An 18241-nucleotide genomic window follows, 5' to 3' on the forward strand; every position below is an offset into this window, starting at 1 on the left:
AGCATCTGGCATAGAGCGAGCACCAGGACTCAATCCCACCGTGCCGAGCTCGGCCCGGATCTATGACTACATGCTCGGCGGCAAAGACAACTACGACATCGACCGCGCGGTCGCGCACCGCATGCTGGCCATCGCCCCCGACACCAAGACCCTGGCGTGGTTCATCCGCCAGTTCCTGGTGAAAGCGGTCGAGATGGCCGCCGACGCGGGCGTCCGGCAGTTCATCGATCTAGGCGCGGGCATCCCGACCTCACCCAACGTGCACGAGACGGCCCGCAAGATCGAGCCGTCGGCGCGCGTGGTCTACATCGACAACGACCCGATCGTGTACACGCACTGCGACGCACTGCTGGCGCGCTCCCCCGGCGTGGAGGCGTTGCAGGCCGATATCCGGCAGCCGGACGACATCATCACCCGCTTGAAAGTCGGCGGGCTCATCGACTTCAACGAGCCGGTCGCCCTGCTGATCATCGGCGTACTCCACTACGTGATGGACGAGGAAGACCCGGCCGGGATTCTCGCCGAGTTCCGCGACGTGATGGCGCCGGGCAGTTTCCTCGCGATCACGCACGCCTCCGGCGACACGCATCCGGACTTCATCGGCCAGTCGCAAGAGGACACCAACAACTCCCCGTCCCAGGTCGTGTACCGGACTCGGGAAGAGACGACGGCGTACTTCGACGGCTTCGACCTCATCGACCCCGGCATTGTGCCCGCGCAAGACTGGCTCGATGGCGATCTGCCTGCCACCCGACTGGTGATCTACGGCGGCATCGGCCGAAAGGCCGGCTAGACCCCTCAACTTCGGCGTCGGCGCCCGTCCGGCGACTCCCTGGGCGGGAGCCGGAAACCGATGCGCGCGCCGGGGCCGGGCTCGGCGAAAACCGTGCCGTGGTGTGCGGTGATGATGTCACCGACGATGGCGAGACCGAGCCCGGATCCCGGTGTGCCCTGGGTGTTCGCTGCGCGATAGAACCGATCGAAGATGGCGGCGGTGTCGTCGGGAGCGATGCCGGGGCCCTGGTCGCGCACCGTCAATTCGGTGTGGTGAATGTGCACGTCGACAGGGGTGTCCGGCGGGCTGAACTTGATGGCATTGCTCAGCAGATTGTCGACGCAGCGCGCGAGTGCCCGCGGCCGGGCCAGTACCGGAACGGGGTTGTCCGCGGTGACGGTGATGGTGCGGCCGCTGCGGTGGCGGAACCGTTGCGCGCAGTCCTCGGCCAGCGTCGGCAGATCGAGCACGGTGGGTTCCTCGGCGGTGTGCTGGTCGGTGGCGAGCTCGACGAGTTCGGCGACCAGGTCGTCGAGCGCGGCGGACTCCTGCACGAGGGTGTTGAGCACCTGGGTTTCGTCCTCGGGTCCCAGTCGGCCACGGGCGCGCTGTAGGAGTTCCGCGCTGCCGCGGATGGAAGTCAGCGGGGTACGCAGCTCGTGGCTGGCGTCCTGAACAAGCCGATGTTGCTGAGCACGGGAGCGGCGAAGGGCGGTGAGCATGGTATCGAAACTGCCGGTGAGCCTGCCGATTTCGTCGCGGCCGGTGGGTGGCAGCGGGACCGACAGGTCCTGGGTGGAGCTGATGTGCTCGGTGGCGGCGAGCAAGCGGCGAACCGGTCGCAGGATGCGGCCGATCGCCAGCCAGCTCAGCAACGCCGACAGCGCCACCGCGATCGCGGTGATACCGCCGGTGCGCCAAAGGAATTCGTTGTCGATCCGTTCCGGCTCGTGGTACCGCTGCGCCACCATCACCGCACCACCGCCGGGGCGCGGCTTGGTGAGGATCCCGTAGGGCTCACCGTCCAGGTCGAGGTTGTATTCGGCTGTGCCGCTACCGGTTCGGGCTACCGCATGATCCGCCTCGGCGACCGGAAGCGACATCCGCCCCGGCACCAACGGGTGCGCGGTGCCGTCGGCGAACAGCAGCTGCTCGATGGTGTCGGCCCGCTCGGGCAACACCGCGGGCAGCACGGCGATGACGGCATCGACCCGGTCGTTGAGGCTGCGGTCGATCTGATTACCGACCAGCTCGCTGACCCCGCGATACGACGTCGCGAGCGTGACGACGATCGCCGCCACCACGGCGACGATGACGACGAGGGTGATCCTGGCGCGCAGCATCACGCGGGCCGAACGGCGTAACCGACATTGCGGACGGTGTGAATCAACCGGGATTCGCCCTCCTGCTCGGTCTTCCGGCGCAGATAGCCGATGTACACGTCGAGCGAACGGGAGTCGGTGTCGAAGTCGTAACCCCAGATGTGTTCGTAGATCCGGCTGCGGGTCAACACGATTCGCGCATTGCGCAGCAGCAGCTCGAGCACGTCGAATTCGGTCTTGGTGAGCTCGATCGCCCGATCCCCGCGGAACACCTCGCGGGTCGCCGGATGCAACGTCAGATCCCCGACGGACAGCACCTCGCTGTCCTCCTCGTCCAGGGTGCTGCGCCGCAGCAGCGCACGCAGCCGAGCGAGCAGTTCGTCCGTCGCGAACGGCTTGGGCAGGTAGTCGTCGGCCCCTGCGTCCAGCCCGGCGACGCGATCACCGATCTGGTGGCGCGCGGTGAGTACCAGGATCGGCAGCCGATCGCCGCGGCGGCGCAGCAACCTGCACAGCGACAGTCCATCCAGGCGCGGCATGACCACGTCGACCACGGCCATGTCCGGCTGTATTTCCGCCAGCATCTCCAGCGCCTGCTGTCCGTCCGCGGCCAGGTGCACGGTGTAGCCCTCGAAACGCAGCAGCTGATCGAGGGTGCTGCGCACGTGCGGGTCGTCCTCGACGACGAGCACCGACGCGGCGGGTGCGGACGAGTTCGGTGTGGTCACGCTGACATTGTTGCTGGTGAGTAGCGAGTTCGCAGGTATCAGGCGGTGCACTTCGTGACCGCTATCACTTACCGTGGATTCTTACGTGATTCTGTCGTTGCCCTCGCAGACCGTTGACCTCGACCGCCCAGGATTCTCCTCAATACCTCGCTGAATGCGGGAGTTGCACTGAGGAAAGGGATTTCGAGGATGCGCAAAGGAATGCGGGCAGTCGCATGTCTGGTAGCCGCGCTCGCCGCCACGACTCTGGTCACGGCGTGCGGTGAGAGCAAGCCGGCCGGCCCCGACTGGTGCCCGACCGTGCCGGGACATCAGGTCGATTGCGGCGTGCAGTCCCGGCCACTGATCGCCGACAACCCCGAATTAGGCACCGTCGCAGTGAGTTACGCGCTCATCCGGCGCGGCAATCTGGACGCGCCTGCCGCGGGCACGATCGCACCGAACCCGGGCGGACCCGGCGTCCCACTGATCGACCATGCCGCGCAGGCCACCCAGCTGTCCGCGCAGCTGCTCGACGATCACGACCTGCTGCTCATCGACCCGCGCGGCACCGGCCTGTCCAGCCCCTTGGATTGCGGCGCGGACGAGGCGGGCTACGAGCTCGGCACCCGCGAATACCAGCAGCAGACGGTCGCTCGATGCGCCGAACAGCTCGGTCCGCGCGCGGCCGGCTACACCTCGGCCGCGACCGCCGACGACTTCGACGCGATCCGCGCCCGGCTCGGCATTCCCAAACTGGTGCTCTACGGCATCTCCTACGGCACCTACCTGATGCCGATCTACGCCGAACGCCACCCCGACACCGTGCAGTCCATCGTGCTGTCCGGCGCCTACCCGCCCGAGTTCGACCTGCTGTCGCGACCCAATGCCGAAGCGGTATCGCTTGCGCTGCAACGGATCTGCGACCGCAGCCGGGCCTGTGACGGCGCGACCGCCGTCGCCGACCTGCGCACGGTGGCGCAGCGTCTGGCCGCCCAGCCGCTCACCATCGCCGGCCGGAATCCCTTGCAGCTCAGTGAAAGCAAGCTCGCCACCCTCGTCTTCGAGGTGGCCAGTACCAACGTCGGCGCCGATCCGACCCAGCCGACCCTGATGGGCGCGCTACCCGCCGCCCTGCACGGTGCGGCCAACGGCGACGACACCGGGTTGCGGCAGTGGGCCGAGCAGGCCGGCGCCGAGCCGACCGCCGAGAACATCGACCTCTTCATGACGGTCGCCTGCAACGATTACCCCAACCTCTGGAACCGGCAGTCGCCGCTGCCAGAACGGGTTCAGCAGTACCAGTCCGGGCTCGCCTCGGCCGGACCGGATGGCGTCGGCGCCTTCAGTGCCGAAGGATTCAGTGCGGGTCAGCGCGACGGCGGTGACGCGTGCATCCAGTGGCCGGGCGTCACCCGCTCGCAACCCGGCCGACCGGTCAGCGCGCTGCCGAACGTTCCGGTCCTGGTCATGTCCGGCGACCTCGACGCCATCACCCCGGACGCCAACGGCAAGCGGGTGGCCGCCGGCTTCCCGAACGCCACCTTCCTCTCCGTCCCCAACACCGGCCACGTCCCCGACCTGGAGCCCAGCGGCTGCATCGCCGATATCGTGTCCCGATTCGTCCGCACCGGTGCCACCGGCTCGACCTCCTGTGTCGAGTCCATCCCACCAATCGCGGTGACCCCGGTCCCCCGCTGAACAGCACCCGACTGAAGTAACGCCCAGCCCCGACACAGCGCGCGCTGATCGAAAGTCGAACAGCCGCAACGCTGTTCACTCGACAGTGGACGACAAGCGCTGCCGTCGGGGCTGGTCGCTTTTGCGAACAGATCCTCTGTGTCCCCAGTCACTCCTCCCCTCTTGCGTGACTGCCATCACTTGGTTATCTTGTGCAATGTCACACGTCACATGACATCCGGACTGATGGTTGGTCCGGACAATCGCGCAGATGGAGGCTTCACATGTCCGAACCGATCACCTCAGCCGTGACCAAGCCCTGGCACGGGATCCTGGTCGCGACCACGCTGCCGTTCGCTGAGGACTACTCGGTCGACTACGACGCCTACGCTCAGCACGTGCAGTGGCTGGCCGCCAACGGCTGCCACGGGGTGAGCCCGAACGGGTCGCTCGGCGAATACCAGACCCTTGACGACGAGGAGCGGGCCAGGGTGGTGACGACGGCCGTCGCGGCGGCGCCGGACGGGTTCACCGTGATGCCGGGCATCGCGGCGTACGGGGCGTTGCAGGCGCGCAAGTGGGCCGCGCAGGCCGCCGAGGCCGGGGCGCAGGCCGTGATGCTGTTGCCGCCGAACACCTATCGCGGCGGGCGGGACTCGATCCTCGATCACTACCGCACGGTGGCCGAGGTGGGCGTGCCGATCGTGGCCTACAACAATCCGTTCGATACCCGGATCGACCTGACCCCCGACATCCTGGCCGAACTGCACGGCGAGGGGCTGATCGTCGGCGTCAAGGAGTTCACCGGCGACGTGCGGCGCTTCTACGAGATCAAAGAACTCGCGCCCGAACTCGACGTTCTCGTCGGCTCGGACGACGTGGTCTTGGAACTCGGCATCGCGGGTGCGGTCGGCTGGGTGTCCGGGTACCCGAACGCGATCCCCAGGGCGACGGTCGAGCTGTACAACGCCTCGATCAACCGGGATCTGGACAAGGCGCTTCCGCTGTACCGCGAGTTGCACAAGCTGCTGCGCTGGGACTCGAAGCCGCAGTTCGTGCACGCGATCAAGCTGTCCATGGATCTGGCGGGCCGGCCGGGTGGGAAGTGCCGCCCGCCGCGGGTTCCGTTGGCGCCGGAGCTGATCGCGAAGATCACCGAGGACACCCGTGATGTGCTCGCCAAGGGCTACCGGTAGGCAGTCGGTAGAGCCGGGTGCACACGAAAGACGAGGAGTTGGCGATGACCGAAAGCACGGTCGAATCCGAGCGCGATACGACGACCGAGGAGGTCGATGCCATTGCCGTCGCGGCTGCGGCGGCCGCAACACCCTGGGCAGCGATGGCACTGACGGATCGGGCTCGGGTGCTGCGCGGCGTCGCCGACCGGCTCGACGCGCACGCCGCCGAGCTGATCCCGCTGGCGATGCGGGAGACGCACCTGTCCGAACCGCGGCTGGTCGGCGAGCTGAAGCGCACCACCTTCCAGTTGCGGCTGTTCGCGCAGACCGTGCTCGACGGCGACTTCCTCGACGTGCGCATCGACACCGCGGACGCTGGATGGCCGATGGGTGCGCCGCGGCCGGATCTGCGGCGGATGAATGTCGCGCTCGGCCCGGTGGTCAACTTCGCGGCGAGCAACTTCCCGTTCGCGTTCTCGGTGGCGGGTGGCGACACGGCCGCCGCGTTCGCGGCGGGTTGTCCGGTGATCGTCAAAGTCAGCCCGGGACATCCCGTGCTCTCGCGTGCGGTCGGACGGCTGGTGGACGAGACGCTTGCCGAATGCAGCGCTCCGAGTGGGGCTTTCGGGCTCGTCTTCGGTCGCGATGCCGGGGTGCAGGTACTCACTCACCCCTCCGTCACCGCGGCGGCGTTCACCGGTTCCACGGCGGGTGGGCGCGCGCTGTACGACCTGGCGTCCCGTCGTCCGGTACCGATCCCGTTCTACGGGGAACTCGGTTCCATCAACCCGGTCTTCGTCACCGCCGAGGCCGCGCGGACCCGGGCAGCGGAGATCGCGTCCGGACTGCTGACGGCGGTCAGTGCGAGCGCGGGTCAGCTGTGTACCAAGCCGGGTCTCGTCGCAATACCCGAGGAGGCAACGGTTTTCAGCGAGCTGGCCGAGCTGATCCGGAGCCGTCCGGTGCCCACCGGGGAGATGCTCAACGAGGAGATCGCCGCCGGGTTCACCCGTTCCGTCGAGCACGTACGCGCACACCCGAACGTCGAACTGCTCGCGGGTGGCGGACCGGGCGAGGCACTGTTGCTCGCCACCACGGCGCGCACGGTGTTGTCCGATCGCGACGCACTGCTGCACGAGATGTTCGGTCCGGCAACGCTTCTGGTCAGCTACCGGAATACCGACGAGTTGCTCGAGCTGGCCCGCTCGGTAGGCGGGCAGCTGACGGTCTCCATCTTCGGTGACCGCGTCGACGACACCGCCCGCGCGCTGACCGCCGCCGCGGTGGCTGCGGCCGGGCGGGTGCTGTGGAACAGCTGGCCCACCGGACTCTCGGTGACCTACGCGCAGCAGCACGGCGGGCCCTACCCGGCGACCACGGCTCCGACTACGACCTCCGTTGGTACCGCGTCGATTTCCCGTTTCCTGCGTCCGGTGACGTACCAGTCGGTGCCCGAGGAACTGCTGCCGCTCGAATTGCGCACGGACAAACCGCTTTCCGTGCCGCGATCGGTGAACGGAGCACGCGCGCAATGACCGGAGCCCTGCTCCGCGCCACCTCCCTGCGGGGAACCGATGTCCTGATCATCGGTGGCGGCATGATCGGATGCGCACTCGCGGACCGGCTCATCCTGGACGGTGCCTCGGTCCGCGTCTGTGAGCGGGGCGGGGTCGCCTCCGGCACCACCGCGCACGGCGAAGGCAATGTGCTCGTCTCGGACAAGGGGCCGGGGCCCGAGTTGGCGCTCGCCCAGTTGTCACGGCGACTGTGGCCGGTCGTCGTCGAGCGGCTGGCCGGGAACGCGGCGGCCGTCGAATGGGAACCCAAGGGCGGCCTAGTCGTTGCCACCACCGACGCGGGCGCCATCGCGCTGACCGCGTTCGCCAGCGGTCAGCGCGATGCCGGGGTGCGGTGCGAGCACCTCGACGCGGACCAGTTGGCCGCGGCCGAGCCCGCACTCACCCGCGACGTGTGCGCGGCCGTGTACTACCCCGAGGACGCGCAGGTACAACCGGCCGGTGCCGCCACCGCTCTGCTCGGGTCGGCCATCGCGGCGGGCGCGGTCGTCGAAACCCGTTGCGAGGTAACCGCGCCGCTGATCCAGGGCGGCCGACTGATCGGTGTGCAGACCACCCGCGGACCACGGCATGCCGACGTCGTGATCAATGCGGCGGGCCCGTGGTCGGGTGCGGTGTCGGACCTGCTCGGCGCACCGATCGCGATCAAGCCTCGACGTGGTGACGTGCTCATCACCGCTCCCATGCCACCGACGGTGTTCCACAAGGTCTACGACGCGGATTACGTTGGCGCAGTCGGCAGCTCGGATGCGGCTCTGCAATCATCGGCGGTGGTCGAATCGACCAGAGGCGGCCCGCTGCTGCTCGGCTCGTCGCGTCGCCAATGCGGCTTCGACGACCGGATCCGCCCCGACAGCCTCGCCGCCATCGCCCGAAAGGCGTTGCGGCTGTGTCCGATCCTCGCCGACGTCGCGATCATGCGAGCGTACGGCGGATTCCGGCCTTACGTGGACGATCATCTCCCGGTGATCGGCCCCGACCCGCGGCTGCCCGGCCTGTGGCACGCGACCGGGCATGAGGGAGCAGGCATCGGCCTGTCCGTCGGTACCGCCCAACTGATTTCGTCCGCGCTGGCCGGGCAGGTCGACGAGATCGACATCGCGGCCTTCGCCGTCGACCGCCCCGCCGTCATCACCTGTCCTATTGAACCGAGCACCGAGAAGGTTTCCCGATGAGGCCGCACCTGATTCGACCGGATGCCGATCCGGTCGGCCGCCGCGACAAGCCGCTGACGGTCACCGTCGACGGCACTCCGGTTCCGGGCGTGCACGGTCAGACGCTCGCGACAGTGCTGCTCGCCGACGGTCGTTCGCACTGGCGGACCGCGCCCACCGGTGGTCCGCGGGGCGTGTTCTGCGGCATCGGTGTGTGTTTCGACTGCGTCGCCACCGTCAACGGCGTGCCGGATGTTCGGCTGTGCCGACGCCCGGCCCGCGATGGCGACAACGTCACCACCCAGTCCCGGCTAGCGGGAGGCCCGTAATGACCAGGCATGTAGTGGTGATCGGCGGTGGCCCGGCGGGTACCGCGGCCGCCGAATCCGCGCTGCGGCATGGCGCGACGGTGACAGTGGTCGACTCGAACGAGGCACTCGGTGGTCAATACAACCGGCGCATCCCGGCGGCGTACGGAGTCCGTCAGCCGCTCGGCATCGGGCACGGATACGCCGCGGCCGCGCGCCGCGCGCGCCTGCTGATCGAGCACCCGCGCTGCGAGTACCTGCCCTGGGCGGCTGTCTATCAGATCGAGCGCCATCTCGAAGGTGGTTGCCCCGCAGTCCGTTTGCTGATCGGCGCGGAGGGTGACCGGCGAGAACACCGCGTAGTGCAGGGCGACGCACTGGTTCTCGCCACCGGCGCCTACGACCGGGTGTGCCCGTTTCCCGGTTGGGATCTGCCGGGCGTCTATACCGCCGGTGCCGCACAGACTCTCGCGAAGACACAGCGTCTGCTGGTGGGTCAGTCCGTACTGGTCTCCGGCACCGGTCCGTTCCTACTGCCGGTCGCACAATCGCTGGCCGACAGCGGCGCCCAGGTGCGGGCAGTGCTCGAGGCCAACCCTGGTCGAAAGATCTTCCGGCACTGGACCGCTCGACCGTGGGAACTACGGCACAGCGCGGGTAAAGCCCTGGAGCTGATCGAATACGTGGCATGCGTTGTGCGGCACCGGATTCCGCTGCGCACCGCACACGCGGTGGTCGCGGTGGCCGGTGACGGCCGAGTGGAAGAAGCCACCATCGCGCGCCTCGACGAGAACTGGACGCCGATCCCCGGCAGCCACACCACGGTGCCGGTGGACGCGGTCGCGGTCTCACACGGCTTCACACCGCAGCACGAGCTCGCGGTCGCCGCCGGAGCGAAGCTGACCGCCGACGGTTTCGTAGCGGTCGACGACAACCAGCAGACCAGCGCCGAATGCGTATGGGCCGCAGGAGAAATCACCGGTATCGGCGGATCACAGGTCGCTGCGATCGAGGGCACCGTCGCCGGTCTGGCCGCGGCAGGCGCCGCCGCGGACCGGGCCCTGCAAGCCCGCCACCGCACGGCCGAGCAGTTCGTCGCCCGCCTCGCGGCCGCGCACCCGATCCGGCCCGGCGTGCTCGCCTGGTCCCGGCCCGACACTGTCATCTGCCGCTGCGAGGGCACCACCTGCGGCGAGCTGACCACCGCCTGGTCCAGCGCCGCGGGCGACGGCTATCGCTCCGCCAAGCTGGCCACCCGCGCCGGACTCGGCCCCTGCCAAGGCCGCATGTGCGCGGCGAACATCGAAGCATTGCGCGACAAGCCGCACGCTGACGAACTCACCACGACAACAGGTCTCGCCGCGGCCGCCCCCGCATGGCGTCCCCTCGCCGCTCCAGTTCGCTTGCGTGAACTCGCCGAAATCGACAACGAAGGACCGTCCTGATGCGCAGCAACACCATCATCTCCGCGATCGACACGCACACCGAGGGCATGCCGACCCGGGTGATCACCGGCGGCGTCGGCACCATTCCCGGTGACACCATGGCGGCCAAGCGAATCCACTTCATCGAGCACCTGGATGGATTGCGCAAGCTGCTGGTCAACGAGCCACGCGGCCACGCGTCGATGAGCGGCGCGATCCTGCAGCAGGCGACCACCGACGACGGCCACTACGGCGTGCTGTTCATCGAGGTCAGCGGGCTGCTGCCGATGTGCGGGCACGGCACCATCGGTGTCGCGACCGCCTTGGTCGAGGCGGGCATGGTGCCGGTCACCGAGCCGGTCACCGAGATCCGGCTCGACACCCCCGCCGGACGCGTCGTCGCCACGGTCGCGGTCAGCGGCGGCCACGCCGATTCGGTCACCCTCCGCAACGTGCCCGCCTACTGCGACAGCCTGGACAACGAGGTCGAGGTCCCCGGTCTCGGCACGGTGCGCTACGACATGGCCTACGGCGGCAACTTCTATGCCATCGTCGACCTCGGCAAGCTCGGCCTGCCGTTCGACCGCGCGCACAAGGACCGCATCCTCGATGCGGGCCTGCGAATCATGGCGTCCATCAACGAATTACGACGCCCGGTGCATCTCGAGGACGAGCGCATCGCCGGATGCAAACACGTCCTGTTCCTCGACCCCGCCTCCGAACCCGCGCACACCCGCCACGCGATGGCCATCCACCCCGGCTGGTTCGACCGCTCCCCCTGCGGCACCGGCACCTCCGCACTCCTCGCCCGCCAGCACGCCCGCGGCTTCCTCACCGATGACCAAGTGCTGCAGAACGATTCGTTCATCGGCACCACCTTCTACGCGCGCGCCGTGGAAACCACCACCGTCGGCGACCGCCCCGCGATCGTCCCGACCATCACCGGCCGAGCCTGGCTCACCGGCACCGCCAACTATCTCCTCGACCCCACCGACCCCTTCCCCGAGGGCTTCATCTTCTGACCATCACCACCCGCTCCACCGCTCCACCGCGAAAGGCCCCGTCATTAACGCTTCCCCTTCCTGAAGACAGGAGATTCACAGCTCAGACCGCAACCGAACCACCCACCCGAGGGAGGTGACTCACTTGTCCGACGTCGTCGACACTGTTGTGGCCGCGTTCTGCCACAGCCAGAATCACCCTGGCTGCGTTCCGATCTCGACCAGCGGTGTAACCGCAGGCAGAGCATCGGAAGGTCCGCTCGCGCAGTTCCAGTCGCTTGGCTCTCGCGAAACAATCACTGCACGTCATCGACGTATAGGCGGGCTGAACCAACACCACCCTCCGGCCAGCCCGCACACCACGCTCGATCAACTCATCCTTCGCACAACCGATCGCGGCGTCCGCGGCTTTACGGGCCATCGTGGACTTGGCCAGAAACTTCGGCCGGAAATCCTCCACCGCGATCAACCCATGCTCGGCGACAACACGTTTCGCCCACACCCGCGAATCATGCTCGGTTTGCCGTGCCGCTTTCTTGAGCAGCTTCGCAGCGTGGCGAGTCGCCCGCGTATAGCCACCGGACTGCGGGCACCCCTTGCCACCACGCCGACGCGCCATGCGGCGTTGCGCTTTCGCCAGTTCCGCAGCACACCGCATCCGATATCCCCGAAACGGCAGATCGAACTCGGCATCGGTGGTCGTGGCTGTCGTGCGCACACCCCAGTCGACACCGATGCCACCCTCAGCCGTCGGCACAGCTTCAATCTCACGCCGGACAACAAACGAGGCATACCAATGCCCCAAACTATCCCGAGTGACACGGACCGACGTCGGCTCCGACGGCAACTCCCGCGACCACACCACCGGAATACTCACCCCCTTAGGCAGAATCAGCCTGCCGTCGCGGATGCTGAACCCCCGCACGGTGTACTCCAGCGACGGCAGCGCCTTCTTCCGTGGTTTGAACGCGGGACGACCCCGCCCCTTCACCTTGAACGAATCCTCGAGGGCTTTCGCATAAGTACGCAGCGTTTGTTGCTGGGCGACCTGCGAGCCCTCCCGCAACCACCCCGTCCGCCCACGCGCCTCGGTCAGCAACTTTCCCAGCTTGCCAAAGGTCAAACGGGCACTCGACTTCTGCTGATACACAGCCTCATTCCACAGAAAACGGCACCGACTCCACTCTGCAACGAGCGCCCGCTCTGCCTGCACACCAGGACGCAGACGATAGCTATACCGCACCACCTCATGCACACCCGACAACCTAACCGGCACTACCGACAAACCACATGACCCAACCCTGAAAAGGAGATGGTGCTTCCCCTCCCCCTTGAACGAGGGAGTATCCGCGCCGAATACCTGATGAAGACAGTCGTCACCAAACCCGCGCGTCCGCCGCTCACCAAGGGCGGGGTCATGCGGCGAATGCCGGTGATCGTCGCCGATACCGGCGATTTCAAGAAGAGTATGGGGCTATGGCAGCTGGTTGCGCTGAGCCTCGGCGGACTGGTCGGGGCGGGGGTGTTCTCGCTGGCCGGTGTGGTGGCCAACGAGGTGGCGGGCCCGGCGGTGCTGGTCTCGTTCGCGATCGCGATCATCGCGTCCGGCGCGGCCGGGCTCTGCTACGCCGAATTCGCGGGCATGGTCCCGCGAGCCGGATCCGCCTACACGTACTCGTACGTGGCGCTCGGCGAGATCATCGGCTTCATGATCGGCTGGGATCTGTTGCTGGAGTACACCGCCATCGTGTCCGTCGTCGCGATCGCGGTGTCCGGGTATCTGAACTACATCACCCACTACATCGGATTCGACTTGCCCACTTGGGCTCTCGGTGCGCCGGGCACCGGATCCGGCCACAAGGTCGATCTGTTCGCGGTGCTGCTCTGTCTGCTTCTGGCCTTCCTACTTTCCCGGGGCACCCGCGAATCCGCCCGTGTGCAAACGGGACTCGTCGCGTTGAAGATGGTGATCGTCGCAATCGTGGTGGTGGCGGGCGCATTCCACATCAAGGCGGGCAACTATCAGCCGTTCTTCCCGTTCGGCGTCGGCGGCGCGGTATCCGGTGCGGCCCTGGCCTTCTTCGCGGTCTACGGCTACGACGCGATGAGCGCCGCCGCGGAGGAGTCCAAGGACGGCAAGAAGCTGATGCCCAAGGCGATTATGATCAGCCTCGGCATCGCGTCGGTGGTCTATCTGCTCGTCTGTCTCGTCATCGTCGGCATGGTCAACTACACCGACATCAACGTCTCGTCGCCGTTCTCCAGCGCGTTCGATTCGGTGGGCATGGGCATCCTCGGGCTGATCATCGCGGTCGGCGCCGTCGTCGGCGTCACCACCTCGGCGTTCGCCAACATGCTCGCGGTGACCCGGGTCGGCTTCGCGATGAGCCGCGACGGTCTGCTGCCGTCCTACTTCGCCAAGTCCAGCCCCGTCCGCAAGGTACCGTCGCGGGTGATCTGGCCGGTCGGCGTCGTGTCGGCCCTGATCGCCGGATTCCTGCCGATCCGGGAGGCCGCCGAACTCACCAATGTCGGCATCCTGATGGCGTTCATCGTGGTGGCGCTCGGTGTCATGCGGCTGCGCCGGACACGCCCGGAGGTCGAGCGCGCCTTCCGTACCCCGTGGGTGCCGGTGGTGCCGCTGATCGGGATCGTCTTCTCGATCTGGCTGATCAGCCACCTCACCTGGGTCACCTGGCTGCGGTTCGTGGTCTGGCTGCTGCTCGGCCTCGGGGTGTACGTCGCCTTCAGCTACCGGCACTCGAAACTGAACGACGTCGAAAGCTAACTAATCTGATAGAAGTGGTCGCACACAGGAGAAACTCGGAGCGCATCGATGATCGAACGGTTGGATATACCCAAGCGGCCCACGCTGCGCGATCACGTGTCCGATGCGCTGCGTGCCGCGATCATCTCCGGTGAGCTCGAGCCCGGAGTGCTCTACTCGGCCCCGTGGCTGTCGGAGCGCTTCGGGGTCTCGCCGACACCGGTCCGCGAGGCGATGCTGGATCTGGTCAAGCAGGGTCTGGTGATCTCGGTGCCGAACAAGGGTTTCCGGGTCACCGAGATCTCCGACGCCGACCTCGATTCGATCGCCAAGATCCGGATGCTGCTGGAGCCGCCGAGCGTCCGCGCGATCGTCGGCGAGATCCCCGAGTCGGATATACCGGGTCTGCGGGTGCAGGCCGACAAGATCGTCGACGCGGCCAAGCGCGGCGATCTCGTCGAATACGTCGACGCCGACCGTAAGTTCCACCTGATGCTGCTGGACTACTGCCACAACCCGCGGCTGTCGCAGATCGTCGGCGACCTCCGCGCGCAGACCCGCCTGTTCGGTCTCGCCGCGCTCGTCGAGCGCGGCGAGCTGGACAAGTCGGCGCAGGAGCACCACGAGATCATCGACCTGATCGAGCACCGGCGCGACGAGGAACTGGAGCAATTCCTGCGCAGGCACATCGGGCACGTTCGCGGCATCTGGGCCGCGGGTAACGCACCGGACGAAGACGTCCGGTAGCGGTACCGACTCCGCGGGGCTAGTCCGCCAAACGTCCCGGCTTGCGTCCGAACACCATCGACGTGGGCCCGATCAGATGCCGCTTCTTGACGTTCACGAAGCCCGCCTCCCGCAGCCAGGTCATGCACTGTGTGGTCGTGGCCTCGAACCCTTCGCGCATCTCCAACATGATGTTCAGGCTGGACAGGGAGCTGATCATGTTGTTCTTGCGATCGGGATCGGACATCGCGTCGTAGACGAGCAGCGCGCCGCCGGGCGGCACCGCCGCGTACGCCTTGGCGATCAGTTCGCGCCGCACCTTCTCGCTGTAACCGTGCAGCACGTGACCGAAGGAGATGACATCCGCGCTGGGCAGCGGCCCGTCGAACATGTCACCCGAGGTGAACCGGAGCCGGTCCCCGAGCCCGAACGACGCGACGTACTCCTCGAAGATCGGCTGCACCGCGGGCAGGTCATAGCTGACACCGGTCATATGGGAATGGGTGAGCCCGATCCGCACGGGCAACGCCCCCTGTGCCGCACCGACATCCAGGAACGTCCGGAACCGCTTCCACGGAAAGCGCGCGGCGATGAGCATCGCCTCCCCGGTCGAAATGCCGGTCATGCCGGCCAGGAACTTCCGCAGCGCCGTCTGATCGCCGTAGAGCGCGGAGAAGAATTCGCTCTCACCCTGTTCCTCGTCGGCACCGGGCTTGCCGGTCCGGAGCAGATCCCCCAGCCCGGACCACAGGTCGTAGAGCCGAGTGCTCGACAGCTCCATCAGCCCGCCGATGTAGCTGGGCTTGGCGCGGTCCAGGAACAGCGCGGCCTGCCGCGAATTCGTATAAACCCCGGCGTGATCGCGCCGCAGCAATCCCATGTCGACGAGCACGCCGAGAAACGAGCCCGCCGCGCGCGGATGCCAGTTCATCCGGTCCAGCAATTCCGGTTGCGTCAGCGGATGCACCGCCAGCTCGGTGAACAGCCCGGACTCGACCGCGGTGAGGACGACCCGGGACGGCCAGAACGCCATCCCGGTCTCCAGGATCTGCTGCGGGTCGGCGAAACGCCGCAGCACCGGGCCGCCGATGCGGCTCTGAAAAGCCCGCATCAGCAGCTGCTCTCGGCGCAGATCGCCGTTGCGGCCGGGGGCCGGGTCGAGCACAGCGGGCATGGCCGGCAACGGTGCGCGGTCCTCGGTCGGGCTCTTCGGATGTGCCATCGTGCAACTCCTCAGTTGTACTGACCTCGGGCCACTATGCAGTTCAGGTCATCGGGCGATGATGTAGCCGTCGTCGGGGCGGTGGTCGCGGGAACGGCGGAGGTCGGCCACGGCGAAGGTGCGTTGCACCCAGCGGTCCGCGCCGTCGTAGCGGGGCTGGAACGCGGTGCGGCCGTGGACGGTGACCCGATTGTCCACGATGACCAGGTCCCCGGGGGTGAGTCGGGTGATGTGCGCGACCGTGTTGCAGGCCTGGCCGAATTCGGTCAGCGCCGTTTCGGCGCGCGGTGTCAGCGGTGTGGTCGCGATGGTGGCCATCCGGATGTCCGGGTCTTCGATTGCCCCGGACAGCAACGGTTTCGGTGCACGCGCTTCACTGTCGGAGGGGAAGGACGGCGGTGGCGCGGTGATGAATTCCGGCGCGAACAGTGTTTCGTGGCTCGCGGCTGTCAGCAGGGGCAGTACTTCTCGGAGGCAGGCGGTGCGCAGGCCGGCGATCCGGTCGTGGTCGGCGCGCAGGCACAGCAGCAGTACGTAATCGGGTTCGTGTTGGTGAAAGGCGTTCTCGTTGTGGAAGGTCAACAGCACCGACCCGGCGTTGCCGGAGAAGGTTTCCTTGCCGCGTACCGGCACCACATCCTGCACCAGGGCGCCGGACTTCTCGGCCAGGTACGCGGCGGGATCGCCGAGCCCGCACGCCAGCATGGTGAGCACCGCGGCGGAGACGGTCGCCACGCGCTGCACCGAATCCGGTGTCGAAGGCGTGCTCGGCAGCGCCGCCTCGTCGACCGGCAGACCCTTGATCACCAGCGTTCCGCGCGGACCGGAGTGCCGCCGGAACTCGCGCACGCCACGACGCAGCGGCGACGGCAACGCATCCCAGGAATGCCTTGCGCGAGCGACCCATTCGGGGTCATCCACCTGGTCCTGCACACTGCCGCAGAGAGCGCGGGCCAGCTGGTCGACCTCGGTCGTGTCGGCTGGGTCCAATTCCAGGTCGGCGGTGTCGATGGCGGCGGTATCGGCGATCTCGTACGGCAACGCACTCTCCTGGATCGGAAATGTGAAGGCGGCGAATCACTCTCGACCGATCAGCGCTGCCGCCGGGTCGACATGGTGTCGGCGAGGTAGTGGTCGCCGAACCGGATCAGCGGCGCGTATTGGGCGGCCCGTCGATGCCGCATCAGCCGGAGTTCGCCGACGGCGTTGTCCGGGCCGGTGGGCAACTGCGCGATGGAACGGCGCAGCCGCACCATCGAATAGGCCAGCGTGACATGCCGTTCGCTGTCCACCAGGTCGGCCTCGAGCAGCGCGTCCCTGGCGTCGGCGAGTTCCGGGTCGCGGTCGTGCAACTCCGCGAAGGTGTCCGGGACCACGCTGAGCAGGTCCTTCATCGCGCCCCGGAAGGTCTTGTAGCCGCGATGCTGTCGTCCGCTCAACGGAATCGACACCTCAGGCGGTTGCATGGTCGGCCGGACCGATGCCATGTAGTACTCCACCGGGATGGTGCTGGCGTGCGTCATCGCGGCGGGAAAGCCCCGCACATAGGTGGTCGCGTGCTCGAGCCTGGTCAGTGCGGCGTCGGTCGCGCCGTCGCGAAGATGCTGTGCGGCATCGGTTACCGCGACCGCCGCGCAGATGTTGAACAGGACGTGGACCTGGTGTCCGACGAGCCACCGCGCCGTCCACTCGCTTTCCAGCGAGATGCCCTGCGTTGCCGCCGAACTGGGCAGCGCCTCGGCGGGCGGTGCGTCGGATTCGGTGGCACCGGTGAGGTCGAGCGCGGCCAGCCGCATCCCGGCGACCTCCACCGCCAAGTCCGCACCCGACAGCGGGGCTCGACAGAGGTCACGCAAGCCGCGGTAGACAACGAGGAGTCCGTGCAGGGCAGCCTGCTGATCGGACAGATCCACCTCGCGGACCCGAAAGAACGACTGGCTCACCGACTCGGCGGGTAGTTCCTCGCCGATGATCGGCCCCGCCTCCGCTGACAGCGCATCGACCAGCTCACCTGCGGCTGTTGCGGCCCGCGTCAAGGCGGCGGTGCGCTCACTCGGACCGGCGTGCGTCGGCACTTCGGCCAGCACCAGCGCGGTCCGCTGCGCTTCGGATCGGATACGAGAAGGCAACTTCGGGACGGTTCCCCCGTCCTTCAGTCCCCGGAAAACGGCCACGGGCGGATGCGGGTCTGCCACCGAGGTACCCATGCTCCGAGGATATCTGGAACAAGGTCGTTCCGCTGGATAGTCGCGTTCGTCGCGACGACGAATTCCTTTGTCTCGCCAGCTATCTCGCCGCGTGCCCAGCCGATACCGGCCACACCGGTGCACCCACTTCGACAACGACTCCCGGGCACCGCACGGCAACCTACGCACCGCGCGGGCGTTGATCGGCCCGGCC

Annotated in this window: 16 protein-coding genes; 10 read left to right on the forward strand and 6 right to left on the reverse strand. The window is 67.6% G+C overall.

Going from position 1 to position 18241, the window contains the following annotated elements:
- Nucleotides 1-40 precede the first annotated feature (40 nt).
- Nucleotides 41-793 carry an SAM-dependent methyltransferase gene (locus ACQPW1_RS38810; RefSeq protein ID WP_433657717.1) on the forward strand — a complete coding sequence of 251 codons (753 nt, stop codon included), beginning with the start codon at nt 41-43 and terminating at the stop codon, nt 791-793.
- Nucleotides 794-798: 5 nt separating this feature from the next.
- Here the strand turns inward: ACQPW1_RS38810 and ACQPW1_RS38815 are convergent, their stop codons facing one another.
- A complete protein-coding gene (locus ACQPW1_RS38815) occupies nt 799-2118 on the reverse strand; it encodes a HAMP domain-containing sensor histidine kinase (protein WP_433657719.1) in 1320 nt (439 codons plus the stop codon).
- On the reverse strand, nt 2118-2825 hold the full coding sequence (locus tag ACQPW1_RS38820) for a response regulator transcription factor (protein ID WP_433657721.1): 708 nt from the start codon (nt 2823-2825) through the stop codon (nt 2118-2120). Before ACQPW1_RS38820 ends, ACQPW1_RS38815 begins: the two co-directional genes overlap by 1 nt.
- Nucleotides 2826-3026: 201 nt before the next feature.
- Between ACQPW1_RS38820 and ACQPW1_RS38825 the strand changes: the two genes are divergently transcribed.
- The 7 genes from ACQPW1_RS38825 to ACQPW1_RS38855 all read left to right on the forward strand — a co-directional run bounded on the left by ACQPW1_RS38825 (nt 3027) and on the right by ACQPW1_RS38855 (nt 11147).
- On the forward strand, nt 3027-4505 hold the full coding sequence (locus ACQPW1_RS38825; RefSeq protein WP_433657723.1) for an alpha/beta fold hydrolase: 1479 nt from the start codon (nt 3027-3029) through the stop codon (nt 4503-4505).
- Between the two features lie 263 nt (nt 4506-4768).
- Nucleotides 4769-5680 carry a dihydrodipicolinate synthase family protein gene (locus ACQPW1_RS38830; RefSeq protein ID WP_433657725.1) on the forward strand — a complete coding sequence of 304 codons (912 nt, stop codon included), beginning with the start codon at nt 4769-4771 and terminating at the stop codon, nt 5678-5680.
- A gap of 44 nt (nt 5681-5724) precedes the next feature.
- Nucleotides 5725-7197: an aldehyde dehydrogenase family protein gene (locus tag ACQPW1_RS38835; RefSeq protein ID WP_433657727.1), complete on the forward strand. Its 1473-nt coding sequence runs from the start codon at nt 5725-5727 to the stop codon at nt 7195-7197.
- Nucleotides 7194-8414, forward strand: coding sequence for an NAD(P)/FAD-dependent oxidoreductase (locus ACQPW1_RS38840; RefSeq protein ID WP_433657729.1), 1221 nt, complete (start codon nt 7194-7196; stop codon nt 8412-8414). Before ACQPW1_RS38835 ends, ACQPW1_RS38840 begins: the two co-directional genes overlap by 4 nt.
- On the forward strand, nt 8411-8722 hold the full coding sequence (locus ACQPW1_RS38845) for a (2Fe-2S)-binding protein (RefSeq protein WP_433657731.1): 312 nt from the start codon (nt 8411-8413) through the stop codon (nt 8720-8722). The genes ACQPW1_RS38840 and ACQPW1_RS38845 overlap by 4 nt, the downstream gene beginning before the upstream one ends.
- Nucleotides 8722-10146, forward strand: coding sequence for an FAD-dependent oxidoreductase (locus tag ACQPW1_RS38850; RefSeq protein WP_433657733.1), 1425 nt, complete (start codon nt 8722-8724; stop codon nt 10144-10146). Before ACQPW1_RS38845 ends, ACQPW1_RS38850 begins: the two co-directional genes overlap by 1 nt.
- Nucleotides 10146-11147 carry a proline racemase family protein gene (locus tag ACQPW1_RS38855; protein ID WP_433657735.1) on the forward strand — a complete coding sequence of 334 codons (1002 nt, stop codon included), beginning with the start codon at nt 10146-10148 and terminating at the stop codon, nt 11145-11147. The genes ACQPW1_RS38850 and ACQPW1_RS38855 overlap by 1 nt, the downstream gene beginning before the upstream one ends.
- 82 nt (nt 11148-11229) lie before the next feature.
- Here ACQPW1_RS38855 and ACQPW1_RS38860 read toward each other — a convergent pair whose 3' ends face one another.
- Complete coding sequence (locus ACQPW1_RS38860) at nt 11230-12381, reverse strand: RNA-guided endonuclease InsQ/TnpB family protein (RefSeq protein ID WP_433657737.1); 1152 nt, start codon at nt 12379-12381, stop codon at nt 11230-11232.
- 57 nt (nt 12382-12438) lie between these two features.
- On the opposite strand from ACQPW1_RS38860, the gene ACQPW1_RS38865 reads away from it, so the two are divergent.
- Both ACQPW1_RS38865 and ACQPW1_RS38870 read left to right on the forward strand, forming a co-directional pair.
- Complete coding sequence (locus ACQPW1_RS38865) at nt 12439-13914, forward strand: amino acid permease (RefSeq protein WP_433657739.1); 1476 nt, start codon at nt 12439-12441, stop codon at nt 13912-13914.
- Between the two features lie 48 nt (nt 13915-13962).
- A complete protein-coding gene (locus ACQPW1_RS38870; protein ID WP_433657741.1) occupies nt 13963-14640 on the forward strand; it encodes a GntR family transcriptional regulator in 678 nt (225 codons plus the stop codon).
- A gap of 19 nt (nt 14641-14659) precedes the next feature.
- Here the strand turns inward: ACQPW1_RS38870 and ACQPW1_RS38875 are convergent, their stop codons facing one another.
- From ACQPW1_RS38875 to ACQPW1_RS38885, 3 genes are read right to left on the reverse strand one after another with little or no spacing between them, the layout of a single operon-like run.
- On the reverse strand, nt 14660-15841 hold the full coding sequence (locus tag ACQPW1_RS38875; RefSeq protein WP_433657743.1) for a methyltransferase: 1182 nt from the start codon (nt 15839-15841) through the stop codon (nt 14660-14662).
- A 48-nt stretch (nt 15842-15889) separates the two neighbouring features.
- The gene (locus ACQPW1_RS38880) at nt 15890-16882 is read right to left on the reverse strand and encodes a TauD/TfdA family dioxygenase (RefSeq protein WP_433657744.1); all 993 of its coding nucleotides are present in this window, start codon (nt 16880-16882) and stop codon (nt 15890-15892) included.
- 50 nt (nt 16883-16932) lie between these two features.
- Complete coding sequence (locus ACQPW1_RS38885) at nt 16933-18048, reverse strand: hypothetical protein (RefSeq protein ID WP_433657746.1); 1116 nt, start codon at nt 18046-18048, stop codon at nt 16933-16935.
- Nucleotides 18049-18241 lie beyond the last annotated feature (193 nt).

Origin of the sequence: Nocardia sp. CA-128927 (assembly GCF_050955855.1) — a bacterium.
Classification (GTDB): Bacteria; Actinomycetota; Actinomycetes; order Mycobacteriales; family Mycobacteriaceae; genus Nocardia.